A 24,248-nucleotide genomic window follows, 5' to 3' on the forward strand; every position below is an offset into this window, starting at 1 on the left:
CACTGTGGACTGACGTGCGACGCCCCCGAACACCGCCAGGCCCGGCGGATGGTGCTGCCGGGCCTGGCGGATCGGGACAGCGGGTCAGAACATGCCCCTCCCGCCCCCGCTGTTGCGGTGCACGATCCCGTCACTGGACTCGTAGAACCCCGACCTCTTCGAGTTCTCCGTCCCGTAGCGGTAGTCCTCACTCGGGTTGGGCCGCCCGGTCGCCGGGTTCTTCTTGGTCGGCTGCGGACCGAGGTTCATGCGGCCCGGCATCTTCTGCTGGTCGATGCGCTCCTTCCGGCTGAAGATGCAGTCCGACGGCACCGCGTTGCCCGACTTGCAGTAGGACGCCCCCAGCGGACGAACCGCGTCCGGTGAGTCGCACCCGATCGTCTGCGACCGGTTCCCCGCCGCGTAGCAGCCCATGTCGGTGGCCGGAGCGGCCTCCATCTCCCGCTGCGTCCTCTCCCACTCGTCGCGCTGCCGCTTGGGCTCCTCGTACCGCTCCTCGGCGTAGTGGCCCTCGAAGCTCATCCAGCCGCCCGTGGCCGTTCCCAGCGCGGCGCCGTCGACGCCCTTGGCGACGCCGTCCACCACCCTGCTCGTGACCTCGGCCGACTTGTCGACGGCCGACGCGGCTTCCAGGGCCTTGTCGGCTCCCTTCACCGCCCAGCCGAGCGCCTTGCCGTAGATGCCGGTGATGGCGGAGACGCCGTCGAGCACCGCCGTCCGGTAGTCGCCCTCCTTCACCGAGATGACCGCGTCGGCGACCGAGCTGACCACGGCCACGGCGCCGAACACCAACCCGGCGGGCGGCGGGAGCAGCGCGCCGATGCTCGCGAACGTCGAGATCGCCCCGAACACCCGGCCCCAGAGGCTGCGACCGGAGGGGTCGGCGTAGGTGAGCGGGTTGTTGTCCGAGTACGTGTACCCGTTCATCGACTGCGCGTCGTTCTTGGTCAGCAACGAGTCCACCGACAGGAACCGGCCCAGCACCGGGTCGTACTCGCGGGCGCCCAGGTGCACCAGGCCGGTGGACGGGTCGTTCGTCCCGCCCACGAAACCCCGTTCACCGGGGAACACCGCCGATCCCCGCGTCCCGCCGAACGGCGTCTGCCGCTTGCGGGTGACCTGGAGTCCCGTGCTGGTCACGGCGACCTGGGACGTGCCCTGGTGGTCGCCCGCCAGCCAGGTCAGGCCGGACGCGTCGCGCATCGCCACGGTCTGGTCGCCGAACTGGTAGTAGCGGGTCGCCGACTTGGCGCCGGTCGCCTTGGTGACCCGCAGCTCCTGGCCGTCCAGGTACAGCGTGGTCCCCGTCGGGTCGCGGCGCAGCAGGCGCTCGCCGTCGGCGTCGTAGACGAACTCGGTGGTGGTGCCGCCCTGGGTCACCTTGGCCAGTCGGCCCTCGGCGTCCCAGTCCAGCGCCTGCCCCGGTTTGACCTTGACGTTCCCGGCCGCGTCGTAGGTCACCTGGCCGGAGGTGTCCACGCCCGGCCCCTTGGTGGCGACCGCCGTCACCGCGTGCGAGCGCGGTTGCCCGGACGCCGGGTACGTCGACGTCTGGACGGTGTTGCCGCCCGTCGCGTGCTGGGTCTGGGTCAGCCGGTTGCCGCTCACGTCGTAGGTGAACGACTGCCAGTACGGCGCCGCCCCGCCCAGGGTGGCGACGTCCGGGGTGTCCCCGCACTTCGCCGACGCCGGCGTCCACGCCTCGGCGAGCCGCAGGAGGTCGTCGTAGCGGAAGCACTGGGTGTCGGCCCGGCCCGGTGCCTTGTCCGAGACCGAGGTGATGTTCCCGGACGGGTCGTAGGAGTAGTTGACATCGGACTGCATCGGGCTCGGCACCTCGGCGTCCACGATGGACCTCTGGAGCCTGCGGGTGTTGGGGTCGTAGTAGTTCGACAGCCACAGCCGCTTGCCCTGCTCGCCCAGCGTGGTCCGGGCGATCTCGCCGTAGCGGGTGTACTCGGCACTGGACACGTAGTCGACCGTGTCGCCGTCGCCGCCGGTCATCGTCAGCGGGTGGCCGAGGTCGTCGTAGGTGTAGGACACCGACTCCGCGGCCAGGCTCCCCGCCTCGGTGAAGCTGCGACCGGCGATGTGGCCGTCAGCCTTGTACCCGAGGTAGGTCGTGTACGAGCCCGCCAGACCGGGTTCCCGCGTGCTCGCCGGGATCGTGACCGTGGACCCGACGACCTTGCCGAGCGGGTCGTAGCCCTCGACCGCGTCGCGGTAGGCCAGCCCACCCGCGTACCGGGTGGACGTGGCGGGCAGCCCCTTGCCGAGCAGGGCGCTGTCGTAGGTCCACTCCGCCTGGACCGGACCCGTCGACGAGTCGAGCCGCTCGGAGGTCTTGCGGTCGAGGTCGTCGTAGCCGAAGACCACGACGGTGCCCCTGGCGTCCTTGCGGGACACCAGGTTGCCGACCTTGTCGTAGGCCAGGGCGGTGACGCCCTTGTCCGGGTCCTCGTCCACGACCTTGCGGCCGTGCAGGTCGTACGTGCGCTTCCACGCCTGCCCGGACGGGTCCACGATCCCGGCCAGCTGGTCGGCGGGCGTGTACGCGTACGTGGTGCGGTCGTAGGTCGCCTGCACCGCGGTCCCGTGGTACTGCCGGAACTCCACCAGACGTCCGCGGGCGTCGTAGATGGACGTCCCCGCGGTGGCTCCCGCGGGCGGGGTGACCGTCACGCGGTCGCCGTCGTAGACGGCGGTGACCCGCCACAGCTCCTGGGCACCACCCTTGATCACGTGCGTCTTCTGCCGTCCGACGCCGTCGTAGGTGTTGACCGCCTGGCTGGGGACGTCGGCGTCACTGGCGACCCAGATCCGGTCGTCGACCGGAGCGCTGTTGTAGTACGGGTTGGTCGCCCGGAACTGGCGGCCCTGCGAGTCGTACGCGCTGTCCGCGATCAGCCTGCCGCCGCCGGGTGACGGCGTCTGCTTCTGCCGCAGCCGCAGCAACCCGTCGTAGATCTCCTTGCTGGTCGTGTAGTTGCCGTTCGGCCCCAACGACGTCGTGGTCACCACCGTCGGGTCGTCCTGCCGGTAGTCATAGGCGAAGTACTGGTTGCCGTGCGGGTTCGACGTCCGCGGCCGGTTCGGCAGCCACACCTCGGTGGTGCGGCCGAGGGAGTCGTAGGTGGTCTCGGTGACGTTGCCGTTGGCGTCCTTGACCTGGATCGGCTGGCCGAAGGACGTCTCCAGGGTGGAGGTCGTGGAGAACCCGGCCGCGTCGGTCACGACCGTCCCGGTCACCGGGCCGCCGACCGCCGGGGTGTAGACCGTCCTGCTCCCGTGGTCGTTGGCGTCCTTTGTGGACGTCGCTCGACCGTGGAGGTCGTAGGCCGCCGTCGACTTCAGCGTGGTCACGGGGTCGGTGCCGGTCCACTGGTCCAGGTCCTCCACGCGCGTGGCGTTGCCGTGGTCGTCGTAGGAGGTCCTGGTCGCCGACACCGCGTCGTCCGGGAGCTTCGGCGTGGCCGTGCACGCCTTCGCGACCGTCTTCACCAGCGACGGCAGGGTGAGCAGCCACGCGCCGGTGTTCTCGGCGTAGTCGACGGTCGTGCACCGGTCGTCGGCCGCGGTCGTGGTGTCGCCCAGGTCGTCGGTCCTCGTCACCTGCCCGTGGGAGTTGTAGGTCGGCTCGGTCCTGGTCTTGCGCCAGCCGCCCGCGGACAGCGCCTGGTAGGTGGTCTCCGGGCCGGATGTGACCAGGTAGGCGTTCAGCGCGCCGCGGGTCGCGGTCGGCCCCTGGACGGCCGGGGTGCTGATCGTCTTGGACACCACCTTGGTGGTGTCGCCGTCGAACACGGTCGTCTCGAACTTGCGGCCCTGCAGCCAGCGGTCGTCGTTGCGGGCCGCGTTCTCCGTGTCGACCACCTGCGCCTGCCGGGTCCCGCTCGGCAGGCGGTCGCCGTTCATGCCCTGGTAGTAGCGCTCCTCGGTCAGCGTGACCGGGCCGGACGGGTCCTCCGCCACGCCCTTGCGGACCTGCACCCGCTTGAAGCCGTGGAACACGTTGTAGTCGCGGTGGTCGTCCTTGGTGAGCTCCGAGTCGTCCCACGCCCACGCGGCCCCGTCCAGGTAGCTATACCTGGTCTCCTGCACGGGGTTGGCCGAGATCCGGTCGGACTCGGTGATCTTCTCGACCACGTACTTCTGGAAGCGGTCGGTCTGCTCGGCGAAGTTCTTCTTCGCCCACTTGACCGGGTAGCACCGCAGGGTGTTGCTCTCCGCCGCGGGCACCTGCTGGCCCGCCACGCAGTCCGGCTTGGCGTAGGTGACCTCGATCAGCCCGCCCGACTCCGACTCGATCGCGCTGACCCGGTAGCGCAGCAGCGGGCCGACGCCGTCAGTCTTCTCGACCCGGTTGGGCATCTTCGTGCCCTCGAACCGCACCTGCGGCAGCTCGACGGACCCGCCCGCCAACCCGGTGTGCTTGACGCCCTTGAGCCACAGCGCGGGCTTCTCGCCGTCACCGTTCACCGGGAACTGCTGGTCCAGCTGCCACTGCTCGACGGGCCGGTAGCCGGAACCGTCGCGGACGCTGGTGACGACCTTGTCCAGGCGCTTGGTCGTCCAGAAGGACGGGCCGTGCTGGTCCTTGCACGTCGCGGTGTCGCACTTGTCGCTCCACGGCACGTCCGGCCAGTTGTCCTTCTTGCTCGGCGTGCAGTCGCTGCCGGGCACGCACCGGTCGGCCGTGACGAAGTCGACCTTGGCCGCGGCGGGCTCGGAACTGCCCGTGTTCAGGCCGTAGAGCGCGGTCTTCAGCGTGCCGCCCCTGGTGTAGGAGACGGCGGCGTCCTTGCCCGCCACGCCGTAGGAGTTGGTCTCGGGGCTGTAGTCGTAGAGGATCTCGTTGCCGTTGCGGTCGACGACCTTGTCCAGGTTCCACCGCCACGGCAGCACGCACTGCGAGGTCTCGAACGTGCCGCGGTGGCACGGTTCGTTCGCGTCGTCGCCGTAGACCGGCAGCTTCCACGTCGACCCCGCGTCGGCGCGCGACCCGAAGAAGTACTGCGTGCCGTCGACCGTCGTGATCTTCCACGACTCGGTCGCGTCACCCGGCGAGCCGATCCGCTCCACGCGCGCACCGTCGTCCGAGCGCGGGTGCCACCCCTTCGCCGCGTCTAGCACCAGCTCGCCGCCCGAACCGCCGTAGGACGAGGTCGCGTTGTCGCTGCGCCAGCACAGGTCGCCGACGTCCTTGGGCGGCGTCGTGCCGTCCATCGTGTCGTTGGCGCACGGGATGTAGGACCGCTCCACGAACCCGACCGACAGGTCCCAGCCGTCACCGACCCACGACGCCTGGTTGTTGGTCGCGCTCGTCCGGCCGTCCACTGAGGACGACGCGTAGGACAGCGCGGGCTGCGGGGCGAGCCCGCCGGGAACCGGCGGGACCCGCATCGGGTACGACCAGGTGAAGTCTCCGGTCTGGCCGGAAACGTCCCACTTGGCCGACGGGGACAGCGGGGTGGCCCGGCTGGTGCCGCCGCCGTCCACACCCCCGCCGCCGGGCCCCTGGTCGCCGTGCAGCTCGTTCCCGACGGCCTCGTCCTGGCCGCGGGAGGTGTCGGGCTTCTGCTCGGTCACCTTGGTGGAAGCGGTGTCCGGCAAGGGGACCGAGGGCTCCGCGGCCCACGCGGCCGGGGAGAGGACGGTCGTCACCACGGAGGTGACCAGGACGAACGGGAGCAGGACGGCGAGACGTCTACCGCTGGTGCGCAAGAACCCTCCAGTCATGATGCGAACACCGCCGCGTCGGTCGGGGCGTTGACGAGGACGTAGCCCAGCTGCTTGTCCACCGGGTAACCGGCGCAGGCCACGTCCCCGGACACGAAGCTGTCCGTGCCCTTGCACCGGTAGAGCGGCTGGCTGGGCCCGGCCGGGGCGGTCGTCCAGATCCGGCCCTGCGAGCCCACGACGGTCTTGCCCTCGCAGGCCGTGTCGGTGGACGCGAACGAGTCGTTCCCGTCGCGGCACAGCATCAGCGAGGTGGTGTCGGGCTGGTCGGCCATCGCCAGGAACCCCGACGCCTCGCCGAACACCGCGGCCACCGGCGGACCGTCCACAGTGGCCACGTCGTCGTAGCCCGGCAGGATGTACCGGGTCAGGGCGGCGTACCCGCCCGTGTAGCCGAGCAGGCCCTCGGACGTGGCCCCCTCGCACGTGCTCGACCGCGACTCGAACCGGTCACCGCCCGCCTTGCAGCGGTACAGCGCGACGGTCGGGACGTTGGTCGGCTGCACGGTGTACACCAGGCCGACCTCACCGACCCTGGCCTGCCCCTCGCAGGCCGAGTCGGTCGAGGTGAACGCGTCCGCTCCGGCCGCGCACGCGTACAGCGTCCGCGTGTTCGGCCCCGCGGCCACCGAAAGGCCCAGTGCGCCTTCGAAGTGGTACCCAGCCCGGACCTGGCCGGTCGGACCGCTGTAGTGGTCGCCCACGCCGTTGACGAACCGGCCGAGCTGCCCCGCAACCGGGGCGGCCCACGCCGCGCGCTCGGCGATCGTGCCGTCGCGCAGCACGCCCTCGGCCGCGTGCACCTCGTCCAGGTCACCGCGGAAGAACCCGGAGGGCTGCCCGCTGACCTTGCTCCGGCCGATCACCTCCTTGCCCGCCGCGGGCCACAGGACGGCACCGTCGCGCGAGGCGACCAGCTGGCCGTTCACGTACAGCCGCAGCTGCCGCGCCGGGTAGTCGTAGACACCGGCCAGGTGCGTCCACTCGTTCACCTTCGGCGACACCGCGTCGGCCGCGTACACCAGCGGTGCGCCGTCGGAGTCGGCCGTGTGGGCGCCGAACACCCACCGGTCGAGCTCCGGCCGGTACTGCAGGACGTACCCGGAGTTGCGGTCGCCGTCCTGGCTGACGACCGTGGCCACCTTGTCGGTGGCGCGCAGCCGGACCCAGGCGGAGACGCTGAAGCTGTCGTGCATGGGCACGTACGACGGGTTGGTCAGGACACCGGTGCCGTCGAGCACCGCGGCCTGCCCCGTCACGCCGGGCCCGTAGGTGACGCCCCCGGTGACGACGGCGTCGTTCTTGCGCCAGGTCGCGTCCTTGGCCGACTTGTCGTCGAACCGGTAGTAGCCCCAGTCCCCGTCGAGCACGTCGTCGTGGACCTTGCGCACCTCACCGCCGGACAGCACCTTGCCGTACACCTTGACCTCGTCGACGGCGAGGTCGAAGAACGAGGCGTTGCCGCCGTTCCACCTGGCCCTGCCGATCGACATCGGTCCCGGCGCGGGCAGGATCGTCACACCGACCTGGGCCGCGGAGAGCAGACCGTTCACGTACAGCCGCACCTGGTGCAGACCGACGTCGTAGGACATGGCCAGGTGCGTCCACTCGCCCGCGTTCGCCGACTCGGTCGAGTTCAGGATCGTCACGGCCTGGCCGGGGTTGTCCACGTCCTTGGTCGGCACGATCACCGTCCACTTGCGCGCGGCACCGTTGTACCCCAGGGAGAACGCGCTGAGCCGGGTGCCGTCCTGCGCGATCACCGCCTCGTTGTTCGTACCCGCGTTCGCCAGGTAGACCCACGCGGCAGCCGAGAAGCTCTGCGTGGTGTCGACGACCGGGCCGTCGGTCTCCGCGTAGCCCGAGGTGCCGTCGAGCCGGAGGCCGTTCGGACCACCGCGCCCGCCGACCCTGGTCGCGCCGCCCTTGAGGGTGGCGGTCATGCCGCGGCCGCTCGCGTCCGCACCGGTCGTCCCGTCGCGCTCGTCGAACGACCAGGACGCCGCGTCGGCTGTCGGCAGCACCGCCGGAGCCGACTCCGCCGGGTAGGAGTGGAACAGCGCGGACACCCGCGTCTTGTCGAGCTGGCCGGTGTACATGCGGACGTCGTCCACGTCGCCGACCCACTGCTCGGCGGGCTGACCCGCCACCTTGCCGCGCCCGATGACCAGTGGAGCGCCCGCAGGCGGCTGCCACGCCGAGTTCAGCGTGCCGTCACCGACGCGCGTCCCGTTGACGTACAACCAGATCTTCTTGGTCGCCGGGTCGTACACGCCCACCAGGTGGGTCCACTTGCCGACGTCGGAGGGCACGACGGACACCGCCGCCTGCGTGACGGGAGCCGAAGCCGTGTCCGACTCGGGCATCTCGAAGCTCCACACGCCGAACGGGTGGTTGGGCTCCCGCACGTGCCCCAGCTTGAACTTGCTGGAGCTGGCTCCGTCGACGGTGACCGCGTCCATCTTGCAACCGCCGGGGTTCGCCGTGAAGTCGCACGCCTTGTCCGGCAGGCGGACCCAGGCCGAGACCGCGAACGCCAGGTCGGTGCGCACGTCCAGCCCGGTCGTGGTGACCGCGTCGGAACCGCCGTGCAACGAGATGGCGTTGCCGACCCGGCCGGGGACGAACCCCGCACCGCCCGCGAGCGTGCCGCCCCGAGCGCCGACCGAGTCGGCGGCGTTGCGACCGGACGACTCGTCGAACTGGTAGTCGTGCACCAGCGACAGGTCGCGGCCCGCCATGGCCTGGATCTCCGAGGCGAACAGCGTCCGCGAGTACCCGGCCACGTCGTCCACGGCACCGGTGAAGTACTCCACCGGTCCGCCGTTCCACTTGGCCCGGCCGATCTGGAGCCCACCCGTGGCGTTCCAGCCCTGCGTGTGCGCGGTCGACCCGACGAGCACACCGTTGACGTAGAGCTGCATCTGCTTGGCGGGCGCGTCGTAGACCGCGACCAGGTGCGTCCACTGTCCCAGCTGGACGGACCCGGCGAGCACCTCGTCACGGGCGGAGCCCGTGTCGTCGGTGCCGAACATGATGAACGACCAGTGCCCGTCGTCGGCCGCGCGGACCTTGAACGCGCTGATCTTCGTCCCGTCCTCGGACACCACGGCGGGCAGGCCGCCGAGCTTGTCCACCCGCGCCCAGGCCGCCACCGAGAAGCTGCGGTCGGTGTCCACGGTGTGCGGGGCGTTGACCCACTGCTGGCCCGCGCCGTCCAGGCGGGCGGCCAGGTCGGACGAGTCGGGCATCCCCGACTGGCCCGCCGTGTACACGCCGCCGTTGACCATGGTCGCGTTCAGGCCGTTGGACGACGAGTCGGCGGTGCTGCCGTCGAGCTTCCACAGCCCCTTGGCGACCGCGTCACCGCCGACGACACCGCGGATCTCCTCGTCCGTCAGCACCCGGCTGTAGGCGCGCAGCTCGTCGATCGAGCCGTGCCAGGGGTTCCCGGTCCTGCCGTTGTCCTGGTTGCGGCCCAGGACCATCGGACCGGTCGCGTTGTACGCGGCGGTCTTCGCGGCCGTACCGGCGAGCACACCGTTGACGTAAAGCCGCATCTGCTTGGCGGGCGCGTCGTACACGGCCACCAGGTGCGTCCACTCCCCCACCTTCGCGGCCACACCGCTCTGCACGGCCGCGTCACCGGGGTGGGTGGCCGCGTCGGAGCCGAACGTGTAGAACTCCCACCGGTCACCGGCCGGGTTCGCCCGGTACCCCAGCAGCATCCCGCTGTTCAGACCCCCGAACTGGGCCACCGTCGTGGCCAGCGAGTCCGCCGCCGTGGTGCGGTCGAGCTTCGCCCACACCGCCACCGAGTAGCTCTGGTCGGTGCGCACGACCGGGCCGTCCGTCTGCACGTAGTCGGCGTCCTCGTCCAGCTGCAACGCGCCGTCCACGGCACCGTTCGGCACGAAGTGCGCGCCACCGCGCAGCACGCCCATGCTGCCGCCCGCCACCGAGTTGCCCGCGGTGGTGCCGTTGGCCTCGTCGAACTTCCAGTAGCCCAGCTGCACGTTGTCGCGGCTGACCGCGGCCCGGATGTCGGCGTCGTTGAGCACCCGGTCGTAGAGCTTCACCTCGTCGACCGAGCCCTGGAGGTAGTCGACGTCCGCGTGCGAGTCCCACATCGTCCGTCCGATCCGGACGGACCCCGCCGCGTTCTCCGGCCGCGCGTTGGCCTTGGCCACGCTGCCCGCCAGCACGCCGTTGACGTACAGGCGGAGCTGGTTCGCGGGCGCGTCGTACACGCCGGTCAGCTGCGTCCACGAGTTGAGCTGCGCGGTCGACGACGACCACACCAGGTCCGCCGCACCCTGCACGGCGTCCGGGTCGGCCATGCCGAACACCCAGCGGCCGCCGTTCTCCGCGCGGTACCACAGGTCGAACCCGGCGAACGTCGTGCCGTCCTGGCTCACGACCGCCTGCGCGCCCTCGGCCTTGGTGATCTTCGCCCACGCCGACACCGTGAAGCTGCCGTCGGTGCGCACGGCGTTGGGCGCGGTCGCGTAACCGCTGGTGCCGTCCAACGTGATGGCCGATCCCACGGCACCGGGCGTGTAGCTGATGCCGCCCGTGGTGGTGCCGTCGCGGTCGCCGAGGAACGCCGTGTCCTTGGCGTTGCCCTCGAACGAGTACTGCGCCACGGCCCCGCTGCCCGGCCGCACGTGGACGTGCAGCAGGGTCTCCGGGCTCAGGTTGCCCGCCCGGTCGGCGCTCTGCACGTGCAATGCGCGAGGTCCGTCGCCAGGCGGCGTCGTGCTCACGGTCGCCCTGCCGCCCAACGCGTCCGCGTCCACCGTGGTGTTCTGCTGCTCGTCCCACCGGTACACGTAGTGGTCGACGTCGGTGACGCCGGCGGCCTCGAAGGTGAACGTGCCCGGCACGCCGACACCGCCGTGCCACCTGTTGTCGTCCTGGTAGAGCCCCGCGCCGACCTTCGGCGCGGTGGCGGGCCCGACGCGGTCGACCACGAAACCCGGACCGCTGCGGGCATCACCGGTGTCCCACCCGTCGTCACCGCGCAGCGACCACGTGACCTCCTGGCCGTTGCGCTGGGTCAGGTCGTAGGTGGTGCTGTAGGTGTTGCCCTGCTGGAGCTGCGGCCCCTTGCGGTCCTCGGTCGCCGACCCGGCCTTGATCGACCAGTTCGCGGTGAGCTGGTCCGCGCCGTCCGCGTCGGTGATCTTCCCCTTGAGCCGGACGGAGTCACCGGTCAGGAACGCCTTGCCACCGCACCACTTGCACACCACGCCCGCGGGCTCGGTGGTCAGGTCGGTGGCCGGGCTCGGCTTGGTGTTGTACTGCGCGACGATGCGGGTGGCACCACCGTCGTACTTGCGCCACCCGTCGGTGTAGCCGTTGTTCTCGTTGGCCGCCTTGATGAAGTACGCCGACCAGCCGGACGGGTTGTAGTACCCGCCCAGGTTCCAGCCGATGCCCTTGTTGCCCGCGCACCCCGTGTAGGCGGGTTGGGCGTTGGCAGCGCCCACGAACGTGCCCGCCGGCTGGTTGTTCCAGCTCAGGTTGGCGTCGAACGTGGAGTTGGCGATCCACAGCTCGTGCTGGGCGTCGGCGCAGCGCGGGCTGTAGAGGATGGTCGCGTTCAGCGAGATGCCGATGACCCGCTTGTCGCGCAGGAAGCTCGTGTCGAACTCCCAGAACGACCGCGTGGCACCGATGTCGTTCGAGCCGGTGCACCCCGTCAGCCCCGAACAGCGCCCCACCTTGGCGTAGGAGTCGACGTCACCGCCGCCCCACCAGTGCTTGCTGTCCGGCTTCCCGGAGAACACCTTCGCCCACCCCGCGATGTCGGCCGTGCGCCAGTCGGGGTCGATCGTGACCGGGTACACCGTCTTCGGATCGGCCAGCATCTCCTGATCGGGCACCAGGGTCAGCGACCCGTCCCCCACCTCCAGTCCGACGGAAGCGGTCCGCTCACCACCCGCGTCCCACATCCGCGCGGGCGGCGTGTCGTACAGGACGTTCCCACCGCTGTCGGTCGCCCGCAGCGCCCCGTCCTGCGCGGTCACCTCCACCCCATCGGCCCGCAGCCCCATCCCGACCTTCGCGAGCGCCGGGTTCTTCGCCGCCTCGGCGGTCTTGACCACCAGGTGGTGGGCAACCCCGTCACCCTCGGCCGTCAACTCCAGGTCCACCCCCGGCAACACCTCGCGATACGTCGCCGTCGCCCCGCTCAACACAGGGGTCGGCAGAGCGCTCGGCCAGGTCAACGTGATCGGCCCGTACTTCAGCAGCGGACCCGTACCACCACCGGACAGGGTCGTACCCGTCACGACGACCTTGGGACTCACCGTCCGATCCGCGTTCAGAGCAAGAGTCGGATCCACCGGCACCCACGACGCCCCCCGCTGCACCTGCATCGGCCGCGCACTCAGCTCCGCCACCATCGTGCCGTCCGGCTGCGCCGACACCTTCCGCGTCGCCGTCCCCAACGACGTCACCACCACCGGCTCGTGCTGCCTCCGCGCCGCAGCCACCGCCACCGCCTGATCAGCCGCCTCCCCAATCCACGGCCCCCCACCAGCCTCGACCCCAGGCCCCCCAGAGCGCACCACCACAACCCCGAGCCCAACCCCCAACACCACCACGACCAGCGCCGACAACCTTCTTCGCCACGTCATCGCCCGTCCTCCACCCCATTCAAGACAACAACCGGGCGAAGTGGACCAGGCCAACCTTGCACCAACCTGACACAGCCCTGTCACGTGCCCGGTGGGCGTTGATCGAGCCGACGCTGGCGACGTGGCGGACTGCCAGGCGAGGGCCGGGAATCGCGGCACGAGTGCACGATTCGCGGGAGTCCGTGAATGCGATCCTGCACGTCGATCCCGGACCAGGGGAATTGTGCTCCACCCACTCGCGCAACGCGAAGCGACTGGCGCATCACCCTGCCCCGACAAGACTTGGGGCATCTTGGTCCCGCCTTGCGCCTGCGAAGAAGTAGAGATCAGTTGCCATTTCACGCGGGCAACGGGCAACTCTGGATATGTTTGCTCCGGCGGCTGAGGATGGTCGAGCGGTGGGGTTCCGGATCCGAAGAATGCCCGAACGGTCGAATTGGGCCAGATGAAATCCTCTTCTCGACGTCGTACCGTGCGCCGATCTCGAGGCTTGACGCACGGCACCAGGAGGACGACCACCGCCACCGATGTGTGAGAACACCCTGAGCTGGAGAACTTCGATGGCATGGACCTGGGCGGACATCACAGTTGGGCTCGGCCTCGAGCCGGACGAGGCAGGAGGGACGGCGGGCCCGATCACAGGACCGTCTGATGGTGGTGCCGACCCCGTGATGCGGTGGAGGACGCGCCTGCTCCCAGGTGGCGCCGCGCTGCGGTACAGGGCATCGACGGCCGACACCGTGCTGTACTGGCACCACGGTTCGCCCGCGAGGGTGATGTCGGACGGCCACCGGCCGCTCGCGGTGCTCGGTGGTGCGGATGAGGGCTGGAACTCCCGGCAGTGCACGGTCCCCGCCGGGGTTCGGCACACGGTGGTGTCGGATGGCGACGACCCCGTGTTGTGGAGTGAGGCATCCGTTCCCGGCCGCCCGGACTGGGCGTTCGACGACGAGGTCGTTGGCCCTTCCCGGCCCGCCGATGGCACTCGATCCGAGCCAGGAACGCCGCGGCCGCCGACCGTCGAGGCGTTCGACCTGACCGAACACATCGAGGGTGGCTACTTCCGCCAGCTGTGGGAGTCCGGGCAAACCCTGCGGACGAGCCGGGGGGAACGCACCCTGGCCAACACGATCCTCTACCTGCTCGACCGCCGCTCTCCCGTCGGACGGCTGCACTTGAACCTGTCCGACATCACCCACTTCGCGCACGGGTCGGGGGTTGTCGACTACCTGCTGGTGGCTCCGGACGGGTCCGTTCACCAGCAGCAGCTGGGTGTGGACGTCACGCGGGGGCAGGTGCCCGCGTTCACCGTGAGGGGCGGGTGGTGGAAGGCGAGCAGGCTCGCCGAAGGCCAGGAGGAGGCGCTGATCAGCGAGATCGCGGCTCCGGGGTTCGTGTTCGAGGACCAGCGGCTCGCACGGGTCTCCGAGGTGCCCGAGTTGTTCCCCGACCACGTCGACCGCGTTCTTCCCTATGCGTTCGGTTGAGGGGATCGATCCCGTGCCGCAGAAGCGGGAACCGGCGCGCCCCGTCGTGAGGATCAAGGGCACCGTCGATGCGGAGCTGCTTTCGGCGTGGCTGACGGACGTGGCGGGTGCTGTCGAGGTCGAGGTGCGGGGTCTGGTCACCACCGTCCGCGGACTTGACCTCGACCTCGACCTCGATCTCGACCCGTCGACCGCGTCGCACGTCGAGCCGACGTGGTGGGCGGCCTCGGTCCTGCGCCGAGCGCTCCGAACTGTCGTGGACGCCGGCGACTGCGGATCTCCAGGTCTGGAGAACGTGCTCGCGGGAGGGACGTGGGCCCATCCACGCGCCCGACGGGGGCCGGCTGACGTGGCCGGGATCATGCTGGTGAAACCGGGGATGCGGGCGGGGCCGAGCGCGCTCCGCGAGATCGGCCGACGCCTCGCCGAATGCGGCTACCGCGCGGAACGGGCGAGGGCCGTGAGCGCGGAGGAGATCGGTCGTGAGAACCTCGCGGTCCAGCACCACGGGGCGCACGCCGAGCTCGCGATCAGCGGCAGGATGTCGCCGCTGGAACGGATTGCCTACCTCACCATCTACGACAAACCTTCCTTCGTCGAAAGGTTCGGTGTCACCGCGGCCGAGGTCGACGTGTTCCCGGCGCAGGTCGTGCTGGAGAAGATGGGGGTGCCTGCTGAGACCCTCACCCGGTGGAGTGTGCGGGACACCGCACGGCACAACCTCGACAGCGGGGAGGTGGACGGTCCCAACGGGATCGGTGACTGCCTGTTCGTCAACGTCTTCCAGGACCCAGGGCACCACGGCGGTCAACCGTTCGCGGTGCTCAACCCCCACCTTCCAGGCGTGCTCGCGGAGTTCACCGCGGGCAACGGGGCCATCGCGATCCAGATCAGCACCGCCAGCGACCACGCACTGCCGTGGTGGCGGATGCGCAGGGAGTTCTGCGGGGTCACCGATCCGCGGGAAGCGTTGCCGGGCAGCGTGCGCGGCGACGCTCTCGCGGGACTGCTCGACCTGTCCGGTGTGGACGGACGACCTGTCCGGCGCATCAACAACGGAGTTCACCTGAGCAACGGCGCGGTCGAGGCCCTGCGAGACGGTTGGACCTGGCTGCGCCAGGCGCCGGACGACACGGTCGCGGGCCACCTGCTGGCGGCCGCTGGGGTGTCGCCGTGGAGTGCGGTCACCAAGCCGTTCGTGGTGATCGGGCGGGCGAGGCGGGTGGCGCAGGAGATCACCGACGGTCTCGACGCGGAGGGTGTCGCACCGCTGCTGTCCGGAGTCACGATGCTGGAGCATGCCGACGACTGGGACGACAGCGATGCGGTGGAACTGGTGGATGCCGTTTGGGCGGCGACGACCAGTGTGCGGCAGGATCGGGCGACCAGGGCGATCGCTCTCGTGCGCGACGCCGGTGTTCTCGTCATCGTCTCCGATGACGAGAACACCAACACCGAGTTCGGTTCCACTCCGTCGTGGGAACGGGTTGTTCGCTGCTCGGCCGCGGAAGTGCTGTCGACGCTCGTTTCCCTCTCCGGTGACCACGGCGCGACGGTCGACTCGGTGCTGCCGCTGTGGGATCCGGAGCAGGTGGTCGCCACAGCCGTCCGAACGGCTTCTGCCTGAAGCCGGGTGTTCCGGCGGCCAAACGTGCTTGGTGGCCGCCGGAACACCCGGGTTTCACATCGCGGTTGGCAGCTCCACTTCCTCAAGAGTGCGTTGCAGAGCCACCTCGGCGTGAGCCAGAGTTTCCTCGACCGTCTCCGCGTCATGCGCGGTCGACAGCGCCCAGTTGTGCGACAGGTGGATCAGGACGCCCTGCTCGGCCATGTGGACGGCGAACCGGCGCCGCCAGGTGAGGTCGTGATCGCCCTTCGCCGTGACGGTCGGCATAGCCGGCGGACCGGTGACGCGCAGAGGCGCACCCAACCGCTCGCTGAGAGCGAGCAGCCCCGACGACAGGGACTCCCCGGAGCGCCGCATCTTCTCGACACCGTCCTCTTCCCGCAGGATCCGGATGTTGGTGATGGCGGCCGCCATCGAACTGGCCGAGTTCCAGAAGGTGCCGGCGACGAAGACGCTCTCCGCGGCCGAGCGCAGTCGTTCGGTGCCCAGCACCGCCGCAAGGGGCCATCCGTTGCCCAGTCCTTTCGAGAAGCACACAAGGTCCGGTCGAAAGCCGAAGACCGTGTGCGACCCGCTGAGGGCCAACCGGAAGCCCGCCCGTACGTCGTCGCTGATCAGCAGGGTCCCGGCCCGCTCGCAGTGCGCGTGCAGCGCGTTGATCCACGCGCGGTCGGGCAGGATCGCCTCGTCGGCCATCGGGTGGTGGAACGGCGTGACCACGACCGCGGCCAACTGGTCGCCGTGTGCCGTGAACAACCGGTCCAGGTCCGCGATGTCGTTCCACCGGATGGAGCGGACGCTTTGGACGTCGTCGGCGATCCTTCCTCCTGGGGGGTTGCTCAGGCCGCCCCACCCGTGCATGCCGTGGTAAGCGCCCTCGACGCACGCCACGAGCGAGCGACCGGTGTGAGCGCGGGCGATGACGAGGGCGGACCAGGTTGCGTCCGACCCGCTGTTGCCCCAGGAGGTCCACGTCATCTCCGGTACCAGGTCGACCAGGGTCTCTGCCAGTTCGATCGACCTCGCGGTGGCGTGGCTGAGAGTGCTGCCCTTGGCCGACTGCTCGCGGACAGCGGCGTCGATCTCGGGGCGGGCATAACCGTTGATCATCGCGCCGTAGCCGCAGATGTAGTCGATGTACCAGTTGCCGTCTACATCCCGCATCCGCGCGCCCTCGGCCCGGTCGGCGAACCACGGCATCGCGTCGGGGTCGTAGGAGGACGGGATCCTGTTGTGGCCCCAGATCCCGTGGGGGATCACCCTGCGGCCACGTTCCAGCAGCTTCCTGGACTCGGTGTAGCGCGGATGTGCGTCGATGCTCATGAGCGGTGGCCTTTCGGAGGTGGGATGCGTTCGCGGTGAGACCCGCTCGGCAGGCAGATGAACAGGTGGCAGTGGTGTCACCGATTCCGAAAATAATCAGTGTCCGGATAGTTCCCCGACTTCTCAAGGTGTTGTTCGATGCCTGCGGGGTAGGCAACAGGAATTGGACCCGCGTTGCCCGTTCGCAGTGACAACGGACAACCGGTGACTATTCTTCGATGGGTGCAAGGATTGCAGGCGCAGTGTTGATACCGAGAGAGGCCAGTGCTGGTGGACTTGAAAGAACTTCGGCTTTCCGTGAAATCGTCGGGTTGCCTATTCGTCTTGTCGGGCCCGTCCGGGATCGGGAAGACGTCGTTGGCGCGAGCGATGATGAAGTCCGATGATTCGATCGGTTTCGTCCGGAGCCTGACGACCCGTCCGCCCCGCGCGGGTTCGGAGGACGACTACGAGTACGTCAGTCGACAGGAGTTCCAGCGCCTCGTCGACCAGGACCAGTTCCTGGAGTGGATCCACCCGTCGTTCGACGAGTACTACGGCATGCTGCGCGCACCAGTGGACGAAGCGCTGGCCCAAGGCCGAGACCTCGTCTTCGACTGGGTCCCCGAGGGGTTCCTGAACCTCCGCAGGTTCTACCCGGAGCAGACCGTGGGGATCTTCGTCATGGCGCCGACGGTGGCGGTGATGCGCTCCCGTCTGCACGGCCGCGGCAGCGAGACGGGTGATGAGCTGGTGCACCGGCAGCGGATGGCGGAGCAGGACTTCGACTTCGTCGACCAGCACGAGTACCACGTCGTCAACGACGACTTCGACGAGGCGTTGGAGACGGTCATGGCGATCCGTCGTGCGGAGAAGGCCAAGGTAAGGCGTCAACCGTCCGTCCTGGACAACTACCGGAAGATCGCCCGGAAGTCGCTCGTGCGGTACTACGACCCCGCCGGACCCGGCGACGTGGAGTCCACGCGATCCTCCTGATCGAAGTCGGATCGTCACCGGCCGTGGCGATCCTTCAGCCGCGATCGAGCGGGTGAGGAGGATTCCGCCGGTCAAGGTCGTGGGGTCCGTTCCGAGGTGCGAAGCGAACCCCACGACCAGCGTTGGCGACGACAAGGAGACCGAGTCGGTCCGGGTGAGCCCGACGATCGGGATGACGACCCCGACGTGCCAGTCGGCGACTCCCGAGAGCGCGGACGAGGTGAGGAGGTCCGCAAGACCACCCGTTCGTCGGAGATGAGGTCGGCTTTGGTCGGGTGTCATCCATCGGGTCGGCCGGTCACGTTGAACGGCGTCGTGCCTTCATCCAGGCGGCATTTGCGCTCTCCTGTGAGCCGGGATCCCCGTACGCCGCGAGGCTCGGGCGTGGGGGACGCCGTAGGACGTGAGTCGTCGCCGGATGGGAGGGCCGGACCGGCCGTGCCGATCGAACAATTTCGCGTGCACGGGCGATCAGCGTGAACGTCGGGCCGACGTTTCCGCTCTGCCTGGAGGTGTGCGCCGAGGAGCTGAAGTCGATGCGGAGAGAGACGCCGTCGAGCCGCAGCGTCCATTCGGCTGAACTCGGGGCGACCTTCTCCATCTCCTCTTCCGGCCGCAGCACAGCGTTGGCCCGCATCACCGCGTGCACGACCCTCGACGCCAAAGCGAAGTCAGCGGCGGGAGCCCCTGGCTCGGCCTGCTCGACGAACAGGGCCAGGATCGCCTCGGGCGAGTCCTCGATGATCACGCACAGCTGCCGGAGGTGGTCGATGATCCGGTCGACTACGTCTTCGGTGTCGGCGACGAAACCGAAGTAGAGGTCACGGGTGTTGAACGGAGTCCTCGAGTGACCGCAAGGGAAGTCGGAGTCGTTCACCGTGGTGCTGCAGCACTCGATCAATGCGTGCACCTCGGCGGGCAGCGAGGTCGCGCCCGACGCCAAAGAACTGAGTCTGTGCAACATATCCCCTCCTGGGTGGAGTTACCGCGTCGGACGTCTGGTCGTGGGAGTTGTCCGGCGCCCCCGCTGTGGACAATTCCGCGCTTCGTGTGGTTCGTTGAGCCGGGCGACAGGTCGGAATGTCGCGCGTTCTTGATCACATTGCCGAAGGGTGCTCGCACCTTTGCCGATGCGGCAGTCGGGTGAATTTATTTGCGGGTTCGTTCGCCCTGCGGGGGGACGAATCTCCCGCAGTGGTGCAGGCCGCCGCGCGTGTGCGTTCCGTCAGACCTTCGATCAGGTTCACCGCGGCAACGCCTCGTCGCTGACAACGCCTGCCCGTGTCACCTGTCCTCCTGGTGTTGTGCCGTGTGCGACGCCAGCCGCTCCACGTGCCGGGGATGACGTGAGCGCAGTTCGTCGACGCCGATCAGGCGCTGGTCGGCGAAGTCGAAGCCGGGGGCGACGATCTCGCTGATCAGGCCGTGCGACACGCCCTCCGGCAGCGAACTGGTCTTCCACCAGCCACCGGGACAGGTGAACACCGGCCGCTGCCCGGCGGCCACGTCGTAGCCGAGCAGCACGTCCCGCAGTTCCCCCTCCGGGGAGACCACCTGGTAGCGCACAGGGCCGCCGCTGTGCAGGAAGTGGGTGATGTCGGAGACGTTGGAGTGCAGGCGCCCGATGGGCGACTGCCGGTCCAGCAGGTAGTAGATCGAGTTCGCCCGCACCCTGGTCCCGCCGGGCGTGCCGACCGTGTCCGGGGAGGTGTAGATCTGCCGGTAGTAGCCGCCTTCGACGTGCGACTCCAAGTCCAGCAGCTCGACGAGCCGGTCTTCCTCCCGCACCGGTGCCGACTCACCGTCGACCCGCGCAGGGGTTGCGCCCTCGTCGTACGACCAGGCGCCCCCGCCGGGGACGACCGCCTCGCTCCACAAGGCGTACCCGCCCACCGGCCTCACGACGTGCCTGCGCGACGCGGGTACGACGAGCTGCGGGGCCGTCGGGTCCGCGAACGTGCGCCCACCGGTGTCGTCGACCACCTCCAACCGCGCCCCCTCGTGGTGCAGCAGCACCACGTCATGAGAACCCCGGCGCCACGGCGGGTCGTCGTCCACCCGCGCGAGGCGCGTGCGGAACTCCATCACCGGTTTGTCCCGCTTGTCGGTGGTGATGGGTCCTCCGGTCGGCCCCGACCAGCCGCCTCCGCCGTCCGAGCCGAGTCCCAGCGCGTCGATCAGTTCTCGTTCTCGTTCGAGCACGGTTCCTCGTCAGTAGCGGTAGTTGTCGGACTTGAACGGCCCGTGCAGCGGGACACCCAGCACGTCGGCCTGGTGCTGGGTCAGGGTCGTCAGCTCCACGCGCAGGGCGTCCAGGTGCAGTTGCGCGACCTTCTCGTCCAGCAGGCGGGACAGGGTGTGCACACCGCCCTCCTGGACCGCACCCGAGTGCAGTTCCACCTGTGCCAGCACCTGGTTGGAGAACGACGCCGACATGACGAAGCTGGGATGCCCGGTCGCGTTGCCCAGGTTGAGCAGCCGCCCCTCGGACAGCAGGACGACGGAGTGCCCGTCCTCGAACACCCACTCGTCGACCTGCGGCTTGACCGGCACGCGCCGCGTGCGGGGATCCTCGACCAGACCGTTGAAGTCGATCTCACGCTCGGAGTGCCCCATGTTCCCAACGATCGCGCGGTGCTTCATGGCGGCCATGTGCTCGACCGTGACCACGGAGTCGTTGCCCGTGGCCGTGATCACCACATCCGCCTCGGCGACCACCCGTTCCAACGTGAGGACCTGGTAGCCGTCCATCGCCGCCTGCAACGCGCAGATCGGGTCCACCTCGGTGACCACCACCCGCGCGCCCTGCCCGCGCAGCGCGTCGGCACAGCCCTTGCCCACGTCGCCGTACCCGCAGACGACCGCCAGCTTGCCGCCCAGCAACACGTCGGTGGCGCGGTTGAGACCATCGATCAGCGAGTGCCTGCACCCGTAGCGGTTGTCGAACTTGGACTTGGTGACCGAGTCGTTGACGCTGACCGCCGGGAACGGCAGCACTCCCGCCGCGCTCAGCCGCTGCAGGTGCAGCGCCCCGGTGGTCGTCTCCTCGCTCGCGCCCCGCACACCCGACGCGACTCGGCGCCAGTACTGCGGATCCTCGTCGGCCAGCATGCGGTGAGCCGCCTCGTCCAACGCGACGATGTCGGTGCTACCGGTGACCTCGTGGGCGATGCCCGCGCTCAGCAGCCGCGTCAGACCCGCGCCGTCGTCCAGCAAGAGGTTCGGGCCACCACCGTCCGGCCACGCCAACGCCTGCCGTGCGCACCACCAGAACTCGTCGGGGGTCTGCTCCTTCCACGCGAACACCGACGTGCCCTCCACCGCGGCGAGCGCTGCCGCCGCGTGGTCCTGCGTGGACACCGGGCTCGAGCTCGCCCAGCGGACCTGCGCCCCCAACGCCTGGAGGGTCTCCACGAGAACGGCCGTCTGCACCGTGGTGTGCAGAAGCCCGGTGATGCGGGCTCCCGCCAACGGGGCCGCGGGCCCGAGCTGACGGCGCAACGCCATCAGACCCGGCATCTCGGTCTCGGCGAGCTCGATCTCACGGCGGCCCACCGCCGCCAAGGAGGGATCGGCCACCTCCGAGGCCGATCGTGCACCGTCCGGTGGAACGTGCTCGCGCAGTGGTGAGATCGTCATGCTGGTTTCCTGTCAGTCAAGGGGAGCGGAACCGCGGGTGATGCACCTTCCGGCGATCCCGGCAAAGTCCCTCCGGAGGTCCTGTTGGTTCCGTCATGCGGCCGAGGGTGCCGACGAGCCGTACAACCAGCTCACTGCGGACGTTTCACAACTGTTGCCGAACAAGAATCACCCTTCAATTGTTGTCCGATGTCCATTTGAGGCAACGACCTTCAGAGCGCCATGGTATAGCGTTAAACGTGAACATGGGCGATAGACGTAACACAGCGATGATCTAACATGGACAACAGAACGAAGGTGCCCAGGAGAATCAACGGATGCGCAAACAAGATGGCGAATTCTCGCACCGTCCACCAGCGGCGTTTGCGCCCAGGACGTCGGTCGACGATCATCGCCAGCCGACTTTTCGACGTGCAAGCAAAACGGAGAAAACGGACATGACCATGCACCGCCCCACACGGAAGGTCGTCAAGTCGACGCCATCGCGCAGCAAGGTCCGACAATGACCGAAAATCATATCCGCGCCATAAGGGGAGAACACCGTACCGTATCCAGACGGGAAAAGTTCACCTACAAGACGGCGAGATGTTGCCGGCTTGAACTGTCCGAGGAAGCAGCTGCGTCGGGATTCCCCGAATCAACCGTTTAATGCATACGTCACAATCTTGATCCAGAAAGTCGTGCCTGATGAACGCGTCCGATGACCCGCCAGCACATTTCGGTGAGCTCCTGAGGCGGTTGAGGTCAGCCAAAGGGATGTCCCAGGGCGAACTCGCCAGGAGGGTTAACTACAGCAAGAGCCACCTCAGTCGCGTGGAGTCCGGCGACAAGCGGCCGACCTCCGCGTTGGCCAGGTTGTGCGACAACGCCCTGGACGTCGACGGTGAACTCCTGGACTACCTGCAACACCATGCGCACCTCTCACCGGCGGTCGTGCCGTCGAGGTTCGCGCAGCTCCCCGCCGCAACCGTCTCGTTCACCGGGCGTCAAGACGTGCTGGCCACACTGGACGACCTGCTCGACCGCCGGGCGAGGTCGGAGTCGGTCATCATCAGCGGGCCACCGGGGGTGGGCAAGACCGCTCTGGCCGTGCACTGGGCCTACCGGGTCGCCCGCCGGTTCGCCCACGGTGTCCTCTACAGCGATCTGGGCGGCTTCGATGGCGAGGACGATGCGTCACCCAGCGCTGTCCTGAAAGGGTTCCTGCTCGCGCTGGGTGTCGCGCCCGAGGCGATCCCGGCCGGGATGAGCGAACGGGCCGCGGCCTACCGCGACCTGCTCGCGAACCGCCAAGTGCTTGTGGTGCTGGACAACGCGGCCTCGGTCAAGCAGGTGCGGCCGCTGTTGGCGGGCTCGGTCGGGGGATCGCTGGTGGTGATGACCAGCAGGCTGAGCCTGACCGGACTGACGATCCGGGAGGGCGCGCGCACGATCGTCCTGAAGGAGATGGGGCTGGACGAGGCGGTGCAGTACGTGCAGTCCGCGGTCTTGGACCGCCGGGTTGTCGTCAGCCCCGTCCTGGCCACGAGGCTCGCCCAGTTGTGCGAGTGCCTTCCGCTGGCGTTGGCGATCGTCGTGCACCGCCTGAGCCGCGCGGGTGACGCCGACGCGGCGCACCTGGTGAGCCTGTTGGAGCGCCGCAGCACCACACTGCTCGACGTGCTGTCGATCTCCGGGGACGACTCACTGTCCGTGCGGGGCTCGCTGTGGTGGTCCTACCGCGCCCTGTCCGACCCGCTGTCCCAGGCACTGAGGCTGATCAGCACGTACGCCCCGAACGGCATCGACGTCGACGAGGCGGCGAGCCTGCTCAACGTGACATCCGAGGTCGCGTTGACGGTGCTGGAGTCGTTGGCCGCGGTGAACCTGATCAGGCCGTCGGACAAGCGCGGCTACTCCTGTTCACCGATGGTGGCGACCTTCGTCGCCGATCTCGTCAGCCGCCCGGATCTCGCGAGCTGACGGACGTCCGTCCCCGAGCCGGGGGGCCACGCCGCGACCCCCGCCACGTCGTGATCAGGTCACGTGAGGTCGAGGGTGCCGGAGCGGCGGGCACCCCGGACGAGGACGTCGAAGGCGAAGGACGCCGCGGCGAACCACCCGATGGTGGTGAGCACCGCCATTCCCGTCGGCACCAGCACGGCCGCCGGTGGGCTGTGCGCCACCACACCGCGCAAAGCGGTCAGCACGTGGGTCAGCGGGAGCAAAGCGCCGACGGCACGGGCGGGGCCGGGCAGCACCTCGGCCGGGACCAGTACGCCGCACAGCGGCATCATGAGCAGGTACGCGGCGTTGGAGACGACGTTGCGCAGCCCGTAGGCCCGCAGCACCAGCGCGGCCAGCAGGAGCCCGAAGCAATAGCTGCCCAGTGCGGCCAAGCCCACCAGCGCCACGACCGCGGGCACCTGCGCGGCCTGCCAGGAGACACCGAACAAGGGGGCGAGTCCGAACAAGGCGACCAGCGATGTCGCCGTACCGCTGACCGGCCACTGCAGACTACGGCCGAAGAACACCCACACCGGCCGCGTCGGCGCGGCCACCAGCAAAGGCAACGTGCCGGACATCCGCTCCCATCCGGTGGACGCCACGACCGACAGGCTTTCCACCACCGAGGTCATCACCGCGTTGCCCAGCACGAGGCGCACGGTCTGCTCGGCACCACCGACCTTGGTACCGAGGTAGGTGAAGAACACGACCTGGGCCAGCATCCGACCCAGCCAGCCGAACGTCCACGTGCGCCAGGTGTAGATGGCACGGGCATCGGCGAAGGCGACTGCCGCGCTGCGGCCGATCACGCGCAAGCTCTGCACGACT

Annotated in this window: 11 protein-coding genes; 4 read left to right on the forward strand and 7 right to left on the reverse strand. The window is 69.2% G+C overall.

What is annotated here, in order from left to right; all coding sequences use genetic code 11:
• Window positions 1–84 precede the first annotated feature (84 nt).
• A complete protein-coding gene (locus CLV43_RS21450) occupies window positions 85–5,739 on the reverse strand; it encodes an RHS repeat-associated core domain-containing protein (RefSeq protein WP_146174844.1) in 5,655 nt (1,884 codons plus the stop codon).
• A complete protein-coding gene (locus CLV43_RS21455; RefSeq protein ID WP_146174845.1) occupies window positions 5,736–12,239 on the reverse strand; it encodes a LamG domain-containing protein in 6,504 nt (2,167 codons plus the stop codon). The genes CLV43_RS21450 and CLV43_RS21455 overlap by 4 nt, the downstream gene beginning before the upstream one ends.
• Before the next feature lie 815 nt (window positions 12,240–13,054).
• On the opposite strand from CLV43_RS21455, the gene CLV43_RS21460 reads away from it, so the two are divergent.
• Window positions 13,055–13,870 carry a cupin domain-containing protein gene (locus CLV43_RS21460; RefSeq protein ID WP_170155949.1) on the forward strand — a complete coding sequence of 272 codons (816 nt, stop codon included), beginning with the start codon at window positions 13,055–13,057 and terminating at the stop codon, window positions 13,868–13,870.
• A 13-nt stretch (window positions 13,871–13,883) separates the two neighbouring features.
• Window positions 13,884–15,497: a hypothetical protein gene (locus CLV43_RS21465; RefSeq protein ID WP_106189032.1), complete on the forward strand. Its 1,614-nt coding sequence runs from the start codon at window positions 13,884–13,886 to the stop codon at window positions 15,495–15,497.
• A 54-nt stretch (window positions 15,498–15,551) separates the two neighbouring features.
• Here the strand turns inward: CLV43_RS21465 and CLV43_RS21470 are convergent, their stop codons facing one another.
• A complete protein-coding gene (locus tag CLV43_RS21470) occupies window positions 15,552–16,820 on the reverse strand; it encodes an aminotransferase class III-fold pyridoxal phosphate-dependent enzyme (RefSeq protein ID WP_106189033.1) in 1,269 nt (422 codons plus the stop codon).
• Window positions 16,821–17,117: 297 nt separating this feature from the next.
• On the opposite strand from CLV43_RS21470, the gene CLV43_RS21475 reads away from it, so the two are divergent.
• On the forward strand, window positions 17,118–17,795 hold the full coding sequence (locus CLV43_RS21475; protein ID WP_281262170.1) for a guanylate kinase: 678 nt from the start codon (window positions 17,118–17,120) through the stop codon (window positions 17,793–17,795).
• A 298-nt stretch (window positions 17,796–18,093) separates the two neighbouring features.
• Here the strand turns inward: CLV43_RS21475 and CLV43_RS21480 are convergent, their stop codons facing one another.
• From CLV43_RS21480 to ahcY, 3 genes are all read right to left on the reverse strand, one after another.
• Window positions 18,094–18,759: a YqcI/YcgG family protein gene (locus CLV43_RS21480; protein ID WP_106189035.1), complete on the reverse strand. Its 666-nt coding sequence runs from the start codon at window positions 18,757–18,759 to the stop codon at window positions 18,094–18,096.
• A gap of 320 nt (window positions 18,760–19,079) precedes the next feature.
• Window positions 19,080–19,997 carry a cupin domain-containing protein gene (locus CLV43_RS21485; RefSeq protein WP_211304463.1) on the reverse strand — a complete coding sequence of 306 codons (918 nt, stop codon included), beginning with the start codon at window positions 19,995–19,997 and terminating at the stop codon, window positions 19,080–19,082.
• Window positions 19,998–20,006: 9 nt separating this feature from the next.
• Entirely contained in the window at window positions 20,007–21,434 is a 1,428-nt protein-coding gene (gene ahcY / locus CLV43_RS21490; protein ID WP_106189036.1) for an adenosylhomocysteinase, read from the reverse strand.
• A gap of 687 nt (window positions 21,435–22,121) precedes the next feature.
• Between ahcY and CLV43_RS21495 the strand changes: the two genes are divergently transcribed.
• Window positions 22,122–23,396 carry a helix-turn-helix domain-containing protein gene (locus CLV43_RS21495; RefSeq protein ID WP_106189037.1) on the forward strand — a complete coding sequence of 425 codons (1,275 nt, stop codon included), beginning with the start codon at window positions 22,122–22,124 and terminating at the stop codon, window positions 23,394–23,396.
• A gap of 59 nt (window positions 23,397–23,455) precedes the next feature.
• Here the strand turns inward: CLV43_RS21495 and CLV43_RS21500 are convergent, their stop codons facing one another.
• Window positions 23,456–24,244, reverse strand: a complete 789-nt coding sequence (locus CLV43_RS21500) for an ABC transporter permease (RefSeq protein WP_106189038.1) — start codon at window positions 24,242–24,244, stop codon at window positions 23,456–23,458.
• Between the last annotated feature and the right edge of the window lie 4 nt (window positions 24,245–24,248).

It is taken from the genome of Umezawaea tangerina (assembly GCF_003002815.1).
In the GTDB taxonomy this organism is placed as follows: Bacteria; Actinomycetota; Actinomycetes; order Mycobacteriales; family Pseudonocardiaceae; genus Umezawaea; species Umezawaea tangerina.